This is a genomic window from Quatrionicoccus australiensis (assembly GCF_020510525.1).
Taxonomy (GTDB): domain Bacteria; phylum Pseudomonadota; class Gammaproteobacteria; order Burkholderiales; family Rhodocyclaceae; genus Azonexus; species Azonexus australiensis_B.
Map to the genome: position 1 here is coordinate 2,403,784 of NZ_CP075188.1, position 16,540 is coordinate 2,420,323.

Annotated in this window: 19 protein-coding genes and 2 tRNA genes; 6 read left to right on the top strand and 15 right to left on the bottom strand. The window is 61.0% G+C overall.

From position 1 onward, the window contains the following. Nucleotides 1-106: 106 nt before the first annotated feature. Together KI612_RS11575 and KI612_RS11580 are read right to left on the bottom strand one after the other, a co-directional pair. The gene (locus KI612_RS11575; protein ID WP_226440238.1) at nt 107-1,006 is read right to left on the bottom strand and encodes a nitrate- and nitrite sensing domain-containing protein; all 900 of its coding nucleotides are present in this window, start codon (nt 1,004-1,006) and stop codon (nt 107-109) included. A gap of 7 nt (nt 1,007-1,013) precedes the next feature. Then, nucleotides 1,014-2,204 carry a methyl-accepting chemotaxis protein gene (locus KI612_RS11580; RefSeq protein WP_226440239.1) on the bottom strand — a complete coding sequence of 397 codons (1,191 nt, stop codon included), beginning with the start codon at nt 2,202-2,204 and terminating at the stop codon, nt 1,014-1,016. A gap of 280 nt (nt 2,205-2,484) precedes the next feature. On the opposite strand from KI612_RS11580, the gene prfB reads away from it, so the two are divergent. Both prfB and KI612_RS11590 read left to right on the top strand, forming a co-directional pair. Continuing rightward, nucleotides 2,485-3,589 (top strand): peptide chain release factor 2 gene (gene prfB, locus KI612_RS11585; protein ID WP_226440240.1). Its coding sequence is split into 2 segments (ribosomal slippage): nt 2,485-2,565 and nt 2,567-3,589, totalling 1,104 coding nucleotides; the frame shifts between segments, so codons are not numbered across the junction. Beyond that, nucleotides 3,586-3,918: a cupin domain-containing protein gene (locus KI612_RS11590; RefSeq protein ID WP_226440241.1), complete on the top strand. Its 333-nt coding sequence runs from the start codon at nt 3,586-3,588 to the stop codon at nt 3,916-3,918. Before prfB ends, KI612_RS11590 begins: the two co-directional genes overlap by 4 nt. Nucleotides 3,919-3,922: 4 nt before the next feature. Here the strand turns inward: KI612_RS11590 and KI612_RS11595 are convergent, their stop codons facing one another. The 3 genes from KI612_RS11595 to KI612_RS11605 are packed head-to-tail and all read right to left on the bottom strand — an operon-like array spanning nt 3,923 to nt 5,733. Further along, nucleotides 3,923-4,423, bottom strand: coding sequence for a YkgJ family cysteine cluster protein (locus tag KI612_RS11595; protein WP_226440242.1), 501 nt, complete (start codon nt 4,421-4,423; stop codon nt 3,923-3,925). Between the two features lies 1 nt (nt 4,424). Then, nucleotides 4,425-4,778, bottom strand: coding sequence for an HdeA/HdeB family chaperone (locus KI612_RS11600; RefSeq protein ID WP_226440243.1), 354 nt, complete (start codon nt 4,776-4,778; stop codon nt 4,425-4,427). 16 nt (nt 4,779-4,794) lie between these two features. Further along, nucleotides 4,795-5,733, bottom strand: a complete 939-nt coding sequence (locus tag KI612_RS11605) for a nucleoside recognition domain-containing protein (protein ID WP_226440244.1) — start codon at nt 5,731-5,733, stop codon at nt 4,795-4,797. 259 nt (nt 5,734-5,992) lie between these two features. Here KI612_RS11605 and KI612_RS11610 point away from each other — a divergent pair, with 259 nt between their 5' ends. Further along, nucleotides 5,993-7,315, top strand: coding sequence for an IS4 family transposase (locus KI612_RS11610; RefSeq protein ID WP_226440245.1), 1,323 nt, complete (start codon nt 5,993-5,995; stop codon nt 7,313-7,315). A gap of 57 nt (nt 7,316-7,372) precedes the next feature. Here the strand turns inward: KI612_RS11610 and KI612_RS11615 are convergent, their stop codons facing one another. The 5 genes from KI612_RS11615 to KI612_RS11635 form a co-directional block, all read right to left on the bottom strand. Further along, nucleotides 7,373-7,549: a hypothetical protein gene (locus KI612_RS11615; RefSeq protein ID WP_226440246.1), complete on the bottom strand. Its 177-nt coding sequence runs from the start codon at nt 7,547-7,549 to the stop codon at nt 7,373-7,375. Between the two features lie 97 nt (nt 7,550-7,646). Further along, nucleotides 7,647-8,201, bottom strand: a complete 555-nt coding sequence (locus tag KI612_RS11620) for a phasin family protein (RefSeq protein WP_226440247.1) — start codon at nt 8,199-8,201, stop codon at nt 7,647-7,649. A gap of 252 nt (nt 8,202-8,453) precedes the next feature. Then, a complete protein-coding gene (locus KI612_RS11625; protein ID WP_226440248.1) occupies nt 8,454-9,266 on the bottom strand; it encodes a glycosyltransferase family 32 protein in 813 nt (270 codons plus the stop codon). A gap of 68 nt (nt 9,267-9,334) precedes the next feature. After that, a tRNA-Arg gene (locus tag KI612_RS11630) sits at nt 9,335-9,411 on the bottom strand. 60 nt (nt 9,412-9,471) lie between these two features. Beyond that, nucleotides 9,472-9,548, bottom strand: a tRNA-Arg gene (locus KI612_RS11635). Nucleotides 9,549-9,614: 66 nt separating this feature from the next. Between KI612_RS11635 and KI612_RS11640 the strand changes: the two genes are divergently transcribed. Beyond that, nucleotides 9,615-9,881 carry a biotin/lipoyl-containing protein gene (locus KI612_RS11640; RefSeq protein ID WP_226440249.1) on the top strand — a complete coding sequence of 89 codons (267 nt, stop codon included), beginning with the start codon at nt 9,615-9,617 and terminating at the stop codon, nt 9,879-9,881. Between the two features lie 24 nt (nt 9,882-9,905). On the opposite strand, the gene KI612_RS11645 is transcribed toward KI612_RS11640, so the two are convergent. From KI612_RS11645 to KI612_RS11665, 5 genes are all read right to left on the bottom strand, one after another. After that, the gene (locus tag KI612_RS11645; protein ID WP_226440250.1) at nt 9,906-10,247 is read right to left on the bottom strand and encodes a BON domain-containing protein; all 342 of its coding nucleotides are present in this window, start codon (nt 10,245-10,247) and stop codon (nt 9,906-9,908) included. Between the two features lie 168 nt (nt 10,248-10,415). Further along, nucleotides 10,416-11,810, bottom strand: coding sequence for a sigma 54-interacting transcriptional regulator (locus KI612_RS11650; RefSeq protein ID WP_226440251.1), 1,395 nt, complete (start codon nt 11,808-11,810; stop codon nt 10,416-10,418). Further along, a complete protein-coding gene (locus KI612_RS11655; RefSeq protein ID WP_226440252.1) occupies nt 11,807-12,367 on the bottom strand; it encodes a permease in 561 nt (186 codons plus the stop codon). The genes KI612_RS11650 and KI612_RS11655 overlap by 4 nt, the downstream gene beginning before the upstream one ends. Continuing rightward, nucleotides 12,357-13,763: a HAMP domain-containing sensor histidine kinase gene (locus KI612_RS11660; protein ID WP_226440253.1), complete on the bottom strand. Its 1,407-nt coding sequence runs from the start codon at nt 13,761-13,763 to the stop codon at nt 12,357-12,359. The genes KI612_RS11655 and KI612_RS11660 overlap by 11 nt, the downstream gene beginning before the upstream one ends. Next, nucleotides 13,760-14,113, bottom strand: a complete 354-nt coding sequence (locus KI612_RS11665; RefSeq protein WP_226440254.1) for a hypothetical protein — start codon at nt 14,111-14,113, stop codon at nt 13,760-13,762. Before KI612_RS11665 ends, KI612_RS11660 begins: the two co-directional genes overlap by 4 nt. Between KI612_RS11665 and KI612_RS11670 the strand changes: the two genes are divergently transcribed. Both KI612_RS11670 and ettA read left to right on the top strand, forming a co-directional pair. Continuing rightward, nucleotides 14,112-14,681, top strand: coding sequence for a bactofilin family protein (locus KI612_RS11670; protein ID WP_226440255.1), 570 nt, complete (start codon nt 14,112-14,114; stop codon nt 14,679-14,681). The genes KI612_RS11665 and KI612_RS11670 overlap by 2 nt on opposite strands. A 134-nt stretch (nt 14,682-14,815) precedes the next feature. Further along, nucleotides 14,816-16,480, top strand: a complete 1,665-nt coding sequence (gene ettA / locus KI612_RS11675) for an energy-dependent translational throttle protein EttA (protein ID WP_226440256.1) — start codon at nt 14,816-14,818, stop codon at nt 16,478-16,480. Nucleotides 16,481-16,540 lie beyond the last annotated feature (60 nt).

Genomic DNA, 16,540 nt, shown 5'->3' on the forward strand with positions numbered 1-16,540 from the left:
CTGGCGTTTTTGACACTTTTATATCGAAAACCACAAAAAACAGACATCCACCCGCTTCGGATGCACCACTATGATGCAACAACAACCATTGTGGTGCATTCAGAAATCAGGCATGCCCATAATCGGGAATGCGCCGCGGCAACGCGCCCGCCATCCCGCCGCCGGACAATCTTTTGCCATCGGCTGATATCCAGGCAAATACGGCGTCAACAGCCCGCGTGGCATCAGCAAAGTATTCCTGAGCATCAATCTCGACCCCCGCTGCACCCAGCATCCGGGTCCGAACCAAAGCCGCCATATGCCGCACTGCTTGGGCGGCCTGCCCGGCCAAGCCATCCTGAACGCTACCCTCGCCCGCCTGCTGGAGAATAGACTCGGCCCGGGCAATCAGAAACATCAGGCGAACCCGTGCAACCGCGGTGCAGCTCCGGCGTGTGGCCACACTCAGCCCGACCGCGCGCGCCTGTCCGAGGCACTCCGTCAAGGCGGGCAAACGACTGGCGTAATTGCGCACCATCGCACGCCCATCACGATCTGCAAGCAAAGGTTCAAGCCGCGACTCACCAAGCGCAGCCAGCCAGTGCAACAGCTTCTCGATCAACTGGCTATGTTCGGCAATACTTTGTTCGACCGTCAGTTTGCCCAGCTTTTCACGCAAGCCGACCCAGTGATGCCGGAACAGGGATAAATCGTTCGCGCTCAGGCAGGGATGTGGCTTGACGCTCTCGCCCACAGCAATCGGACGCAGATCCTGGATCAAGGCATCGATCTCGCGGGCCTTGCTTTCCAACTTGCTGGCAAAGCTCTGATCACCAGCCAGCCAGGCCGAACTCATTCCTCGATGCTGCTGAAAATGTGCAATCAGAGCCAACAGGGTGCGACATGCCGCCAGACTATGCTCCAGCGAGCGGCCGGCGTCCTCCCGCTGGGACCGGCGCTGGCGCAGCAGCGCCAGCACGGCAATCGACAGGGCAGCCCCGAGCATTGCATAGATGATCCAGTCCATGGCGATCTCACTCGTATTGGTATTGGTTCAGGGCCGTGTTCAACTGCACGGCCAGCTCACTCAGGTAGTGCGACAACTCACTGTTCTCGCTGACCAGATGCTCATTCGCATCGGCCAGCTGGGCGACCTGCTCGATGTCGCGGGCAATGTTCTGGCCGGCCTCGCTTTGCTCCCGACTGGCTGCAGCGATGTCGCGAATCAGTTCCAGCGTGCGCTGGACGTTCTCCTCAACCAGACCCAGCTCGTCGACCGCCTTGCCGGCGTCAAGCAGACTGAGCCCGGCTTCCTGGCTGGTTTGCCCCATCGCCATGATCATGCTGCTGACCTCGCTGCGCACGCCTTCGATCCGTTCGCCAATATCGCGTGTCGCGTTACTTGTCCGCTCGGCCAATTTGCGCACCTCGTCGGCAACAACAGCAAAACCCCGTCCCTGCTCACCGGCCCGCGCCGCCTCGATGGCAGCATTTAGCGCCAGCAGGTTGGTTTGAGCTGCGATATCAGCAATCAGGCCGACGATCGTGTCAATTTCCTGCGAACGCTCGCCCAGACGCGTCGCACTGGCCGCCGTACGTTCGACCGTAGCCACCAGATCGGTCAGGCTGCCAGCCAGACCGCTGACCCGGCCGGCGCCAGTCAGCGCCATCTGGCGCGATGCCTCGGCCACCGCGGCAGCACCTTGTGCGCTATCACTGGTCATGCCGAGACTTACCGTCAATTGCTCCAGCGTTGCCGACGACGAAAAGGTAATGTCGCGCTGTCTACGTACTCCGGCATCACCACCACTCGCGTTCTGCCGGCTCTCGCTGGCAACACTGGAAATCTCCTGCGCCATTCGGCCGAAAACCAGAAACAGGCTGGCCAGCGAACGTGCCATACCATTCAGGCGTTCGGCGAGAGGCGCCAATGCGCCACACCGGCCAGTATCGAGACGGGAAACCAGCTTGCCGGCAGCCAATGCCAGGGCGAACTGGTCGATCATATGCAGCCCTCGCTCCAGATCAAGCAGGACGCGCGAGGCAAGCACCGCCGAGAGCAACAACATGCCACAGCCCAGCCAGCCCACGTAGATCGACCAGACGCCGGCAAAGCCAAGGCTGGCCGACATTGCACCAATTACCGCAAACAGCCAGCAGGCAATTTGCGGGGTACGCAAATCAACCTGAACAGGCCGGAAAACAATCGGGTCGCGCTCTGTCATGGGGTCTCGTTCATATCCGCCGTTATTGCCGCTCCTGCATGCAAGAGCCTTGCCATCACGCACCAGAAAAAATCCCACACAAAATCATGAAGATAAAGCACTCCCAACGGTCAACTGCCAACAAATGCCCTAAAGCAAGGCATGGCCAGCAAAGTCCGCAACCAGACATGCACACTTACAGTGCCTGGGCCAGCCGAGTCGCCCAGGACGTACAATCCGGTCGGAAAGACGCCGCCCGGCGGCTATAATCACGCCTTTGCAATGCACTGGAACTGGTCACATGGAAGCCGAACACATCAACAGCATCTCCAACAAGCTCGAGGATCTGGCGCAGCGCGCCGCCGAGCTTCGGAGGTATCTTTGACTACGATCAGAAACGCGAACGCCTGACCCTCCTGACCCAGGAGATGGAAGATCCCAAGATTTGGGATGACGCCAAACGCGCCCAGGAACTGGGCCGCGAAAAGAAATCGCTGGAAAACATCGTGCTGGTGCTCGAAGAAGTCGACGCCGGCATCAACGACGGGCGCGAACTGTTCGAGATGGGCAAGGAAGACGGCGACGAAGACACCCTGCTCTCCGTCGAAGCCGACAATGCCGAACTCGAGAAGAAGGTTGCCGCCCTCGAATTCCGCCGCATGTTCAACAATCCGTCCGACCCGATGCCCTGCTTCCTGGAAATCCAGGCCGGCGCCGGCGGTACCGAAGCCCAGGACTGGGCCTCGATGCTGTTGCGCATGTACCTGAAATACGGCGAAAAGAAGGGGTTTACCGTCGAGGTCATGGAAGAGTCGGAAGGCGACGTCGCCGGCCTGAAGAGCGCCACCGTCAAGTTCACTGGCGACTACGCCTACGGCACGCTGCGCACCGAAACCGGCATCCACCGCCTGGTCCGCAAGTCGCCGTTCGACTCCAACGCGCGTCGTCACACCAGCTTCACGTCCGTGTTCGTGTTCCCGGAAGTCGATGACTCGATCGAGATCAACATCAACCCGGCCGACGTGCGTACCGACACCTACCGCGCTTCCGGCGCCGGCGGTCAGCACATCAACAAGACCGACTCGGCCGTGCGTCTGACCCACGTCCCGACCGGCATCGTCGTGCAGTGCCAGAACGACCGTTCGCAGCACCGCAACCGCGACGAAGCCTGGCAGATGCTGCGCGCCCGCATCTACGAGTTCGAGTTGCGCAAGCAGCAGGCCGAACAGCAGAAGCTGGAAGACGCCAAGTCCGACATTGGCTGGGGCCACCAGATCCGCTCCTACGTGCTCGACCAGAGCCGCATCAAGGATCTGCGCACCAACTACGAAGTCGGTAACACCCAGGGCGTGCTCGACGGCGACCTCGACGGCTTCATCGAGGCCAGTCTCAAGCAAGGTGTGTGACGCCAAACCCCAACCTGTTCGCCGGATTGCCGGCCGCTCCCGCGGCGGCCGAGCAATTCGCCGAACTGCTTGCACTCCCCGATCTGCGCATCGAGCGCATTGTTTCCACCGGCCAGAGCAGCCCGCCGGATTTCTGGTACGACCAGGCTGAAGGCGAATGGGTCGTTGTGCTCGAAGGTGAAGCCAAATTGCGTTTTGCCGACGAAGCCGAAGCCCGCCATCTGCAGGCCGGCGATTACGTCAACATCGCGCCGCACCGCCGGCATCGCGTCGACTGGACGCCCACCGACCGCACTACCGTCTGGCTCGCCGTTTTCTACCGCGCCTGAACGACTAGCGCTCCGCACGCCATTCGGCGTACCACTCGGTCAGCAGACGCCGCTCACCGAGGCCGGCCAGACTCTGATCCACCGCATCATGATTGCCCCAGACGACATCGGACAAGGCGCCGGCGTCGACCTGCGCTTCGATTTCGCTGCAATAGACGCCCTTGTCGCGCTGCACGTAGAAGCCGTAGGTGCGACAGGCCACCGGACGCTGGGCATAGACCGGACAGGCGCCGCTTTCCCGGTCGAGCAATGGACAGGTCAGCGGTCGCACCGTCTGGCTGGCGAGGGCCGCCATGTCGGCGTCGATCTGCTGCAGATGCTGCGGCGTCAGCCCGGCCAGGCCCTGGCGCAGCAGATCCCATTCGGCGGCATGCAGTTGCGGGATTTCGGCGAGGCGCTGGCAGCAGCCGTCACAGCCCTTGCCGCACAGCCAGTCGGGCCGGTTCTCGCGGATGCTGGCGACGCGGCGGTCGACCTCGGCGAGCAGCCGGAAAAGCGCTGCCAAGCTATTTCCGGATCGGCTGGTTACGCCCGGAAAACTGGTCGCTCAGGCGCATCACCCCATCGCTGATGTTGCTGTCCCGGTTTTCCTTGCAATACTGGCTGATCTTGGCCTCGATCGTGCCGCTCGAAATGGTGGAGACCTGCTGGTTGGGCAAGGCGTAATTGTGGCCGGTCAAAAAGCCGCGCAGCCAGAAAATGTAGGCATTGCGCTGATCCGGATCGTCCTTGGACTTGATCCAGGTAGCGCAGGACATGTCGTCGAAGCCGAGAATATTGGTTGCTGCCATCGCCGACATGGCAAAACACAGCGCGGTGCAGGCCGCAGCGGTCAACCCGGCAATTTTTCGTATTTTCATCTGACCATCCCTGTTCTCAGGTCGCCAGTATATGCCCCGCCGTGCGTACCGCAATGCCGACGCAAGCGCCGAGCGCGGCAGGCTTCCAGACCGCGGCAATGCGCGGACCGGCCGAGATCAGCACAGCGACGCCGGGCAGATCGAAGGGCGAAATCAGGAAGCCGGCGCTGGCATTCAACAACTCGACGCTGATCTGGCCCGCCTTGCGCATGTCGTCCATGACGCCCATCATCGCCGTGCCGCCGGCGATGTACTTGGTCAGCGTCGGCAGGATCAGCGCGCTGTCGATCGACAGCGCCGTCAGCAGCGGCGCCAGCAGGTGGGTCAGGCCGTCGATGGCACCGGAAACACGCAGCGCGGTGACAACGACCAGCGACAGCACCAGCATCGGGATCGCCCCGACCGCCAGCTTGAAGGCTTCGGCGCCGGCCCGGTTGATCACGTCGAGAATGCCCTTGGCGCTCTCCGCCACCGGATGCGTCAGATGCTCGTCAAGCCGGCCCTCGACACCCGACAACGAGCGCCCGAACAGGTAATAGGTCGCCGCCGCTGCGGCCAGGCCGCCGATCAGCGAATAGCTCAGGGTCAGCATCAGATCCAGCCCCATGGTCATCATCGGCAGCGCCGCATTGGCCTGCGACATCGCAAACACCATGGCCAGCGTCGCCGCGATATGGCGATCCGACGCGCCGCGCTGCTCCATCATGGTCAGGGTCGCCATCGGCGCGGCGAAGCTGACGAAATTGATCTGCAAGGCCGCAAAAACGCCCAGCCCGGTCAGCCCGAACGGCTTCAGCAAGGGCGCCAGGCGGGCAACCACCCAATCCAGCACACCGCGCGCCTCGAGCAGACGCATCAGCGAGAGCATGACAACCATGACCGGCAGCAGCACGAAGAGCGACAGCTCGACGGCCGAACGGCCAGCCTTGAGGATGATTTCGATGAGGATTTCCATAGGGTGGGATTATTGCACTGCTGCCCGGCGTGAAGGGTATTGGCGATTTCCCTTGTAGCGCAGCGACTCGATGTTTACGCTCGATTTATCGCCGGCTGAAGCAGCCGAACCCCGACAGCGAAGAAACGCGCCAAGAATGCTTCAAACAACAAAAAACGGGGCATTTTGCCCTAATGCCGTTCAGTTAAGACTGAACGGCATTTTTATTTTGTAGGCAAGGGCTTGTAAACATTAGCAAAGGCTGTTAACTTTTGGCCCGATGCTCTCAAGCCCACTTTCCGCGACAACGGACGTTCTGCCGGTTACAGGGCTTGACCGACTGGCCGAGCATTTGCCGCTGGCGTGGATTGACCAGGCACTCAATGCGACCGGAACAGCGAGCATCAGACGGCGGCGATTGCCGGCCGAACAAGTGGTTTGGCTGGTCATTGCCCTGGCGCTGTACCGGCATCAATCGATGCCCGAAGTGCTGGCGACACTGGATCTGGCCTTGCCGTGTGCAGCAACCCCGATTCTCAGCAAGAGTGCTGTTACGCAGGCCCGACAACGACTGGGAAGCGAGCCCCTGGAATCGTTGTTCAACCAGACAGCCGGCACCTGGTGCGCTCAAGATGCCCAACGACATGCTTGGAAGGGTCTTTCGCTGTGGGCGATGGATGGCACCACCTTTCGCGTCCCAGACAGTGCAGAGAACCGGGCGCATTTTGGCGCCCAGTCATACGCCAGCGGCAAGGTGGCCAGTTATCCGCAACTTCGCGCGGTCAGCGTAACGGCCATTCCGACCCATCTGGTCGCCGACATGGCATTGGGTCCGTACGGCCAGAACGAGATGCTGTACGCCAAGACCTTGGTCGAACGGATTTCGGATCACTCCTTGACCGTCTTTGATCGCGGTTTTCTCAGTGCGGAAATCCTGCTGGGCCTGAGCCTGGCAGGCGAGGAGCGGCACTACCTGATCCCCGCAAAATCCAATACGAAGTGGGAGCGGCTTTCCGGGACCGAGCAGGATGGCCTCGTGCGCCTGCGGGTTTCGCCGCAAGCTCGCACCAAAGTGCCAACGCTACCCGAATATTGGACGGCACGCGCCGTGCGGATGGTGAGCGCCAACGGGAAGGCGCGCGTTCTCCTGACTTCCTTGCTGGACCGTCGCCGCTTCAAGGCCGAGGATTTGGCTGAATGCTATCGTCGGCGCTGGGAAATCGAAACCAGCTATCGCGAACTGAAACAGTCGATGCTGGGCTCGGCGCTAACTTTACGCAGCCAGCAACCATCAGGGATCAAGCAGGAAATCTGGGGCGCCTTGATTGCCTATAACCTGGTGCGACTGGAAATGGCCAAGGCGGCGATCGAGGCCAAGGTCGAACCGACTGATCTCAGCTTTCTGCGCGCCTTGCACATCTTGCAGAATGAAATGATCTGGGCCGTCGGGATGGCGCCGGGCAAACTCCCTGCCCATCTCCTGCGCTTGCGAATACAACTTCAGTTCGCCATCGTCGAAAAACGACGGGGGCGTCAATGCCCCCGTGTCGTTAAAGCCCTACCCAAGCGCTATCCCGTTAAACATCTGAAAAAAGATCCTTAACTGAACGGCATTAGGGCATTTTGCCCCGTTTTTGCTGGTCGACCGCTACAGAGCGGATCAGGCAGCCTTGGCGGCGTGCATTTCCTCGACCTGCTCGTGTTCCCATTCCTTGATGGTATCGGACACGAGACGCGCTTTTTCATGCGCATCGGGCTGGTGGTGCTGTTCTTCGACAAAATGCTCGAGCGCCTCGTGGATGGCCTCGGCCTTGCTGGCGGCATGGGTATGCGGCATCGCGAAAACTCCAATCAAAAAGTAAAAAAGCCCTTGTTACCAAGGGCTTTTTGTCAGAAACCGCAGACAGGCTCCGGCTTCAACGTTTCATGCTGGCTTAGGCAGCCTTCTTGCCGGCAGCCTTCGGGGCGGCAACAGCAGCAGCCTTGATGGTGGCGGAAGTGGCAGCGGCAACGCTGGCTTCGGCAACTTCAGCAGCTTGCTTGGCAACCTTGTTCAGGCCTTCGTAAGCTTCGTTGGCCGACTTGATGGCGGTCTTGACGGCAGCAACGGCAACTTCGGAACCAGCCGGGGCAGCAGCCAGGGCCTTTTCGACCAGACCGGTAACCTTGGCGCTGGTGTCGGCAACGTGAACTTCCACTTCCTTGGCGATCTTGTCCTTGGTTTCGGAAGCGATCGAGATCACGTTACGCGAATACTCGAGGCCCTTCTCGATGGACGGGGTGGAGAGTTCCTTGTGCAGGCTGACGAAGGATTGAACGTCCTTGGCGCCGAGCAGGCTTTCGATGTTGGACAGCGAAACTTCGAACATGGAACGGGCAGCGGCCAGGTTCAACAGGGCCAGACGCTCGATGCCATCAAAAGCGGTGTTGGCGAAGAACAGGGCAAAGTTGAAACCGGACTTGGCGAAATCTTGGGGCTTGGTGAACATGGTTGAATCTCCGTAGGGTTGGGATGCGTCTGGCGGGTCAGCTTATTTTGCTGCGCCGCAACATGACTCCATTGTAGCCACAGAGAATCACCTGTCAACAACTTTTGTGCACTGCACCAAAACATGAATGCATGACGCCATGCCAAGCTGAACTACACGAAAAACGGAGGCGCCAGACCCAAAGCAGCTCGCCGCAAGTCGCCAGGCAAGGCATCCCGCCCCCTCATGCCAAGCCGATGCGAGACAAGCTGCCTAGAAATCCATCTCGGCAATATCCGGGCAAGGCGGACGGACCTCTCCTTGCTCCAGCTGCTTGTGATGCGTGCTCCCCCATTCATGCGTTGCATACGAGCGCGCACCACCGGTGTACTGACGCCCGGAAAAGTGTCTGGGCAAGAAAAAATGGCTTGGAAATATGGCCAGGTCAGTATCCTGGGTACGCAAAAAGGCATTGGTCAGTTTTACCGGCCCGGTACCCTGCCATGCGGGCAAATCACAAGCATTTACGTCATCGCGGATTTCACGAATCAGGTTGGCAAGCAGCTTGCTGCGGGGCCTGAAACCAAGAAAGCCATTAGCGATCAGCCCCGGCCGGACGATTTCACTCTCCCAACAAGCGAAGGAGTGATTCTCCAGAAGAACCTCATCCAGCGGACGAATACAGGAACTGTCCGCATCAACGTAGATACCACCCTCCTCATACAGGATTTCGTATCGCATCAGATCCGCCACGGCGCTAAGTTCCTTCCCCCACAAGGACTTCATATGGCGCGCATTCCTCCATGGCCGGGCCGCGAGCTCCTTATTCCCCCATATCTTGACCTGAAAATCCTTGTTCAAATCCCGCCAGGACCGGATATTTTCGGCAGGAATCAATCGCTGATCGCCAATCCAGATAATGTGGATCACTTTTGGAATGACTGGCAATCGTTCGGCACCTTGACGGCGAACATCCGAAAAAATGCTTTTAACTACATTAACTAAAATTGACATGGATTGAAGCGAGCGTTGATTGAACAAGAACAGGACATTGCGCCTTAAAACCAGCACAAAGAAATATGACAAGCTTTTCTTTACAAATCAACAGGCAATAAAAAAGCCAATCCGGAGATTGGCTTGATTGATTAGTTCTTTGGTGCGCCCGGAGCGATTCGAACGCCCGACCCCTTGGTTCGTAGCCAAGTACTCTATCCAGCTGAGCTACGGGCGCACTGTCAAAACTATTTGCTGATCGATGATCAGTTTTACTGCTGGTACCGCTTGTCTTTGCTGGTGCGCCCGGAGCGATTCGAACGCCCGACCCCTTGGTTCGTAGCCAAGTACTCTATCCAGCTGAGCTACGGGCGCACTGCAAGAGCCGCGCATTATACGGATGAAGACGTAGAATGCAAGGGTTTCCAGGAAAGTTTTTCAATGCGCGCCAAATTCGTCCGTATGCCGAAGTATCCCGAGTGTTGGGAGAGTTGCGGCTCCTGTGCCAGCGGCAATGTGTTCATACTCGAAATCCTGGTCAAGATCGGCGATGTGGTCAATTTTGACGACACCATTCTGGTCCTGGAAACCGGCAAGGTGGCGCTCGATATTCCGACCCCCTACGCCGGCAAGGTGGTTGCCATACACGTTACAGAGGGCGATACGGTCGATGAGGGTGCATTGCTGGTAACGCTGCAAACAGACTGAGCAAACCCCGCCATACCGCCCCGATCATTTTGGGGAGTCGATCTCCATTGCATTGCGCACTTCCCTGACGCCGCGCACGCTGCTCGCCAGGTCGAGCGCCCGGCGCAGTGAATGTTCGTCGGGCACCGTGCCGCCAACGGTAACGACACCCGCCCTGCCCTGCACCCGCAATTGCGAACCAGCCAGCCCGATGTCCGTGCGCAGCAGGGTTTCGACCTTTTCGTTCAGCACCGCGTCGAGCGTTTCGCCGGCCATGCTGACGCTGGCGATGACTTGCGGATCGTCGGTGGCAAAGGCGGTCAGCCCCAGACCACAGAGCGCCACAGCGGCAATAAAGCCGGCAACTGCGAAATGACGTTTGATCATGTCCTGCTCCTCCAGTAATTCAATACCGAAGGTCTATTGCGAGGACCGTGCCAGAAAATTTAACTCAAATTAATCAGACAGATAAGAAACAGACACCCGCATTACGGGGATTTTCGGTCGCCTGACGGCGACAGCCGGCCAGGCTTGGCGCGGCCAGGCAAGCGGCGCTCAGCGCTCGCCAAGCGCCTCGCTCTCGCTGCGGAACATCGCCGGCGTCAGATCGTACTTTTGCAGCAGGCGATAAAACTCGGTGCGGTTGCGGTCGGCAATGCGTGCCGCGTCGGCGACATTGCCATCGGTCAGCTTGAGCAGCTGCACCAGGTAATTGCGCTCGAAGCGCTGTTTCGCCTCGGCATAGCTCAGCGCCTCCATGGTCGGCAGGCGCAGCGCGCGCTGGACCAGCGACAACGGGATCAGCGGCGTCGAATTCAGGGCACAACTCTGCTCGACCACGTTGTAGAGCTGCCGGACATTGCCCGGCCAGGCAGCGGTGGCCAGCGCCTCCAGCGCATCCGGAGCGAAGCCGGTGATCGGCTTGCCGTACTTGGCGGCCAGCAGTTGCACGAAATGGGCGGCTAGCAGCGGAATGTCCTCACGCCGCTCTTCCAGCCGCGGCAGCGTCAGCGAAACGACATCGAGGCGGTAATAGAGGTCTTCGCGAAACTGGCCCTGCGCCATCGCGGCATCGAGATCGCGGTGCGTCGCCGAAACCAGACGCACATCGACCGGCTCGGCGCGCGTCGCCCCCACCGGCCGCACGACGCGCTCCTGCAGCACGCGCAGCAGCTTGACCTGCAGGCTGAGCGGCATGTCGCCGATTTCATCGAGAAACAAGGTGCCGCCATTCGCCGCCTGGATCAGGCCGACCCGGTTATTGCCGGCGCCGGTGAACGCCCCCTTGAGATGCCCGAAAAGCTCGGACTCCAGCAACTGCTCGGGAATGGCACCGCAATTGATGGCGACAAAAGGCCCCTTGGCGCGCGGACTGGCGCGATGAATGGCGCGCGCCAGCACTTCCTTGCCGGTGCCGCTCTCGCCGCGAATCAGCACGCTCGCGTCGGACGCCGCCACCATGCGCGCCTCGGCGAGCAGTTCGGCCATCTGCGTGCTGCGAAAGACGATGCCGGCCAGCCATTCATCAGCCTGTGCGCTGCCCGCTGCCGTACCGGAGGCCGACACCGGCAGCTCCGGCGCGGAAAGCTGCAGCGCCTGATCGATTTTCTCGAGCAGGATCTGGCTGTCGAAGGGCTTGGTCAGATAGCCGAAAACGCCCCTAGAAGTGGCGTCGACCGCATCGGGAATGCTGCCGTGCGCGGTGAGCAGAATGACCGGCAGGGTCGGCCGCGTCGTGCGGATTTCCTCGAACAGGGCGAGCCCGTCGCGCCCCGGCAGACGCACGTCGCTGACCACAACGCGCGGCGGATCGACGGCAATATGCGCCAGCGCCTCCTCGGCCGAGCCAGCCGCGGTGATGCGAAAGCCGCGCGCCAGCAGGCGCATGCTGAGCAGGCGCAGGATATCTTCATCGTCATCGACGACCAGGACATGTGCGCCGGCCGTCATTTGCTCCGCCCCGCTGGGGCCGGCCGCAGACTGTGCGTGCGTTGCGGCAGGGTGCGCTCGATATCGGCCAGACCGTCGATCTTTTCCTGCAGCTCGGCGCTCTTGCGCTGGCTCTCCTTCAACTGCTGGCCCTGACGCTCCTGCTGCGCATCGAGTTTCTGGCGTTCCAGATAATTGTCGGCCAGCAGGCGGGCCAGCGGCTGCAGACTGAGCGCGGCCGGATCGCTCGATTTCAGGATGCCGTCGAGCAGCGCGATTGCCTTGGTCAGATCCTGCGCCGCACGCGGATGGCCGGCCAGCATCGCCTGCCGCAACTGCGTGTTGGGCGTTGCCGGCAAGGCGGCCAGCACCGAGCGCTCGCGCCCGAGTTCAGCCGGACTCATTTTGCCCAGCAACTGGTAGTAGGCAAGCGGCGGCAAAGGCCCCGGCCCGTCGTACGCCGGCGGTCGCGGCCCAGCCGTATTGGCGCAGGCTCCGAGCAGCAGGCTGAGCACAAGCAGGATAGGCAGAGCTGATTTGCCGGCAGTATGGCGCCAGCCTGGGGAATTACTGATCATCGGGGAGTTCCACACAAAAATGAGCGCCCTGCGCGGCCGGCAACAGACTGACCGAGCCGCCCATGGCACGCACCAGTTCGCGCACGATGGAAAGCCCGACCCCGCTGCCGCGGCGCAGGGATGGCGCCTGACGCTGGCCCTGGACGAAGGGATCAAAAATCCGCTGCGCATCCTCGGCGGCAACTCCCGGCCCCTGGTCGATGCACTCGAAATACCAGGCGCGCTCGGCATGTCGGGCAAGCAAGCGGATTTCACCGCCTTCCGGACTGAAATCGATGGCATTGGACAGCAGATTGTCGAGCACGACCGCCATTTTCTCGGCATCGAGCAGCGCATGGTTGTCGTCCGGCGTCTCGACCAGCACTTTCAATTGCCGCGACTGGACGTGCAGTTCGCGGCGCTGCACGACGCTACTCAGCAGCTTGCCGAGATTGACCTTGCCGACATTCAGCCGGCGCGCTTCAAAGGCTGCGGCATTGAGGCTGAGCAGGCTTTCGATCTGCTGCTGCAGGCCGCCGACGTTGTGCTGCAGGATATCGACCACTTCGCGCTGATTGCCGGCGAGCGGCCCCGGCACTTCCTCGCGCAGCAGCGCGATGCCTTCCTTGAGCGCGGTGAGCGGCGTTTTCAGTTCATGCGACACATGCCGCAGGGCGCGCTCGCGATCAGATTCCAGTTCGGCCAGGCGCAGACGCAGCCAGTCCAGACGTTTGCCCAGGCGCCGCAGGTCGACCGGACCGCCAACCAGGACCGGCTCGTCGAAACGGCTCGCGCCGAGCCGGCCGATGGCCTGCTCCAGTTGCCGCAGCGGGCGCACCAGCCACCAGCCCATCGCCGTGGCCGCGAGCAAGGCACCGCCCAGCGCCAGCGCGATCTGCAGGCCGAGATGCCGCCGGTTGGCGTCCAGATCCTTGAGCACCTGCTTGTTGCGGCTTTCGATCCAGCGTTGTCCGGCCTCCTTGATCAGCCCGTTCAGCTCGACCAGACGAGTCAGCAAAGGCGCCAACTCGGCCTTGCCCAGTTTCTGCTCAAGGCTGCTGCGCAAGGCGCCGGCCACCATCCGCCAGCCACCGAGCATGGATGACAGTGAATCCCCCGCCTGCGCATCAAGCCGATCGACCAGTGCCAGAGACTGAGCCAGATGCTCGTCGAAGCGCTGGCGAAACACCGGGTCATCAAGCAGCAGGTACTGCCGGGCACTGCGCTCGATATCGACGGTACGTTCGCCCAGTTCCTGGATTTCTGCAGTCAGCGCGATCGCCTGCTCGCTGGTTTGCCGGCTCTGTTCGACAAGACGTTCGAGTACCAGCCAGCTTTGCAATGCCGCCCCGGACAGCAGCAGAACAATCACCGCAAAGCCGAGTAACATGCCTTGACGAAAGGAAATCCGGATCATGCGCAGGCTTTTCTTGAAAACTCTGGTGTAGACCGACTGACCATCGCACCGACAACCTTGCACCCGACCACCGGAAAACCGCTTGAAAACAAAAACAATCTAATAATCATTACCTTGCATATCACGTCGCCGATAAGCGACAAGCTTAAGCCAAGCCGCGCATGACTAGCCAAGTGACAGCAAAAAAAACCTGTCGTCATTTCCCGACGAATGCATCCCATACGGTCGACGGCCTGAACAAGGCAAAAACCCAAGCCCTTGTTTCGCCATGCCATTTCCATGGTGGCACGCTTATCGCGTTTGCTTTCCGAAGCTATCCCCTTTCGCCACACCCAACGAGGAGTCTTCATGTTCAGCAAACCCGTCATCACCACGCGCAACGATCCGGTCGTCCGCAAGGATGTCAGAACCATCCCCGGCAGCAACGGCGCCCCGCCGGTCGACCTGACCACCCGCGCCGCGCAGCAAGTCGCCCCCGAAACACCGGCGGCCCCGCCGGCAGTGGAAAAGGATGCGCCCATTTCCGAAAACGTGCTCGGCGCCCGGCTCATCGTCGGTCCCGATGTCAAACTGAAAGGCGCCGAAATTCTCGATTGCGACACGCTGGTCGTCGAGGGGCGCGTCGAGGCGACGATGGACAGCCGGGTGATCCGCATCGCCGACCAGGGCTCGTTCTCGGGCAAGGTCAGCATCGACATCGCGGAAATCCATGGCAGTTTCGACGGCGAACTGACCGCCCGCTCGCAACTGATCATCCACGCCACCGGCAAGGTCAGCGGCAAGATCCGCTACGGCAAGCTGGTCATCGATGAAGGCGGCGAACTGTGCGGCGACATCAACGCGCTGTCGGCGGAAAAGCCTTCCCAGAGCTGGGCGCGCAGTGAAAGCGTGCCGACCCTGAGCGCCATCGTAGGCTAACCACCAAGCGGGCGGCGCTGCTGCCGCCCACCGGTCGACTGCCCGGAAAAAGCCAAATTGCCGGGAATGCTGGTCATTTGCCGCGAAGCCTCGTAGACTTTACGGCTATTCATTTCCAGCGACAGGCAAGGTCCATGGCTCAATACGTAATGTCGATGCTGCGCGTCAGCAAGATCGTCCCGCCCAAGCGGCAGATCATCAAGGATATTTCCCTCTCCTTCTTCCCCGGCGCCAAGATCGGCCTGCTCGGTCTGAACGGCTCCGGCAAGTCCACCGTGCTCAAGATCATGGCCGGCGTGGACAAGGAATACGACGGCGAAGTGCAGCATCTGGCCGGCGTCTCGATCGGCTACCTGCCGCAGGAACCGCAGCTCGACGCGAGCAAGACGGTCAAGGAAGAAATCGAATCGGCGCTTGGCGAAGTCATGCAGGCACAGGCCAAGCTCGACGAGGTCTATGCAGCCTACGCCGACCCGGACGCCGATTTCGACAAGCTGGCCGAAGAACAGGCCCGCCTCGAAGCCATCATCTCGACCGCCGGTGCCGACACCGAAGCGCAGATGGAACTGGCCGCCGACGCGCTGCGTCTGCCGCCCTGGGAAGCCGTGATCGGCAACCTGTCCGGCGGTGAAAAGCGCCGCGTCGCGCTGTGCAAGCTGCTGCTCGCCAAGCCCGACATGCTGCTGCTCGACGAACCGACCAACCACCTCGACGCCGAATCCGTCGAATGGCTGGAACAGTTCCTCGTTCGCTTCCCCGGCACTGTCGTCGCCGTTACCCACGACCGCTACTTCCTCGACAACGCCGCCGAGTGGATTCTCGAACTCGACCGTGGCCATGGCATTCCGTACAAGGGCAACTACTCCAGCTGGCTGGAGCAGAAGGAAGCCCGCCTGGAAACCGAAAACAAGCAGATCGACGCCCACATGAAGGCGATGAAGCAGGAACTGGAATGGGTGCGCTCGAATCCGAAGGCGCGCCAGGCCAAGTCCAAGTCGCGTCTGGCCCGTTTCGAGGAAATGTCGAGCCAGGAATACCAGAAGCGCAACGAAACCCAGGAAATCTTCATTCCGGTCGGCGAGCGTCTGGGCGGCAAGGTCATCGAGTTTGCTGGCGTCACCAAGACCTTCGGCGACAAGCTGCTGATGGACAACGTCAGCTTCACCATCCCGGCCGGCGCCATCGTCGGCATCATCGGCCCGAACGGCGCCGGTAAATCGACGCTGTTCAAGATGATCACCGGCCAGCAGCAACCGGATTCCGGTACGGTCGACATCGGCCCGACGGTCAAAATCGCCTACGTCGACCAGTCGCGCGACTGCCTCGACGGTTCCAAGACGGTGTTCGAGGAACTGGCCCAGGGCAGCGACATCCTGCAGATCGGCAAATTCGAAATGCCGTCGCGTGCCTATATCGGCCGCTTCAACTTCAAGGGCGCCGACCAGGGCAAGCAGGTCGGCAATCTGTCCGGCGGCGAACGCGGTCGTCTGCACCTGGCCAAGACGCTGATGACCGGCGGCAACGTCCTGCTGCTCGACGAACCGTCAAACGACCTCGACGTCGAAACCCTGCGTGCCCTGGAAGATGCGCTGCTCGAATTCCCCGGCTGTGCGATGGTCATCTCGCACGATCGCTGGTTCCTCGACCGCATCTGCACGCACATCCTGGCCGCCGAAGGCGATTCGCAGTGGAACTTCTTCGAAGGCAACTTCCAGGAATACGAAGAGGACAAGAAGAAGCGCCTCGGCGAAGAAGGTGCCAAGCCGAAGCGTATCCGCTACAAGCCGATCACGCGCTGAGGCCGGGCCGCGCGTACCGCCGTTTTCGCGGGCGGTACGCGGTCAACCGCCAGCCACAAT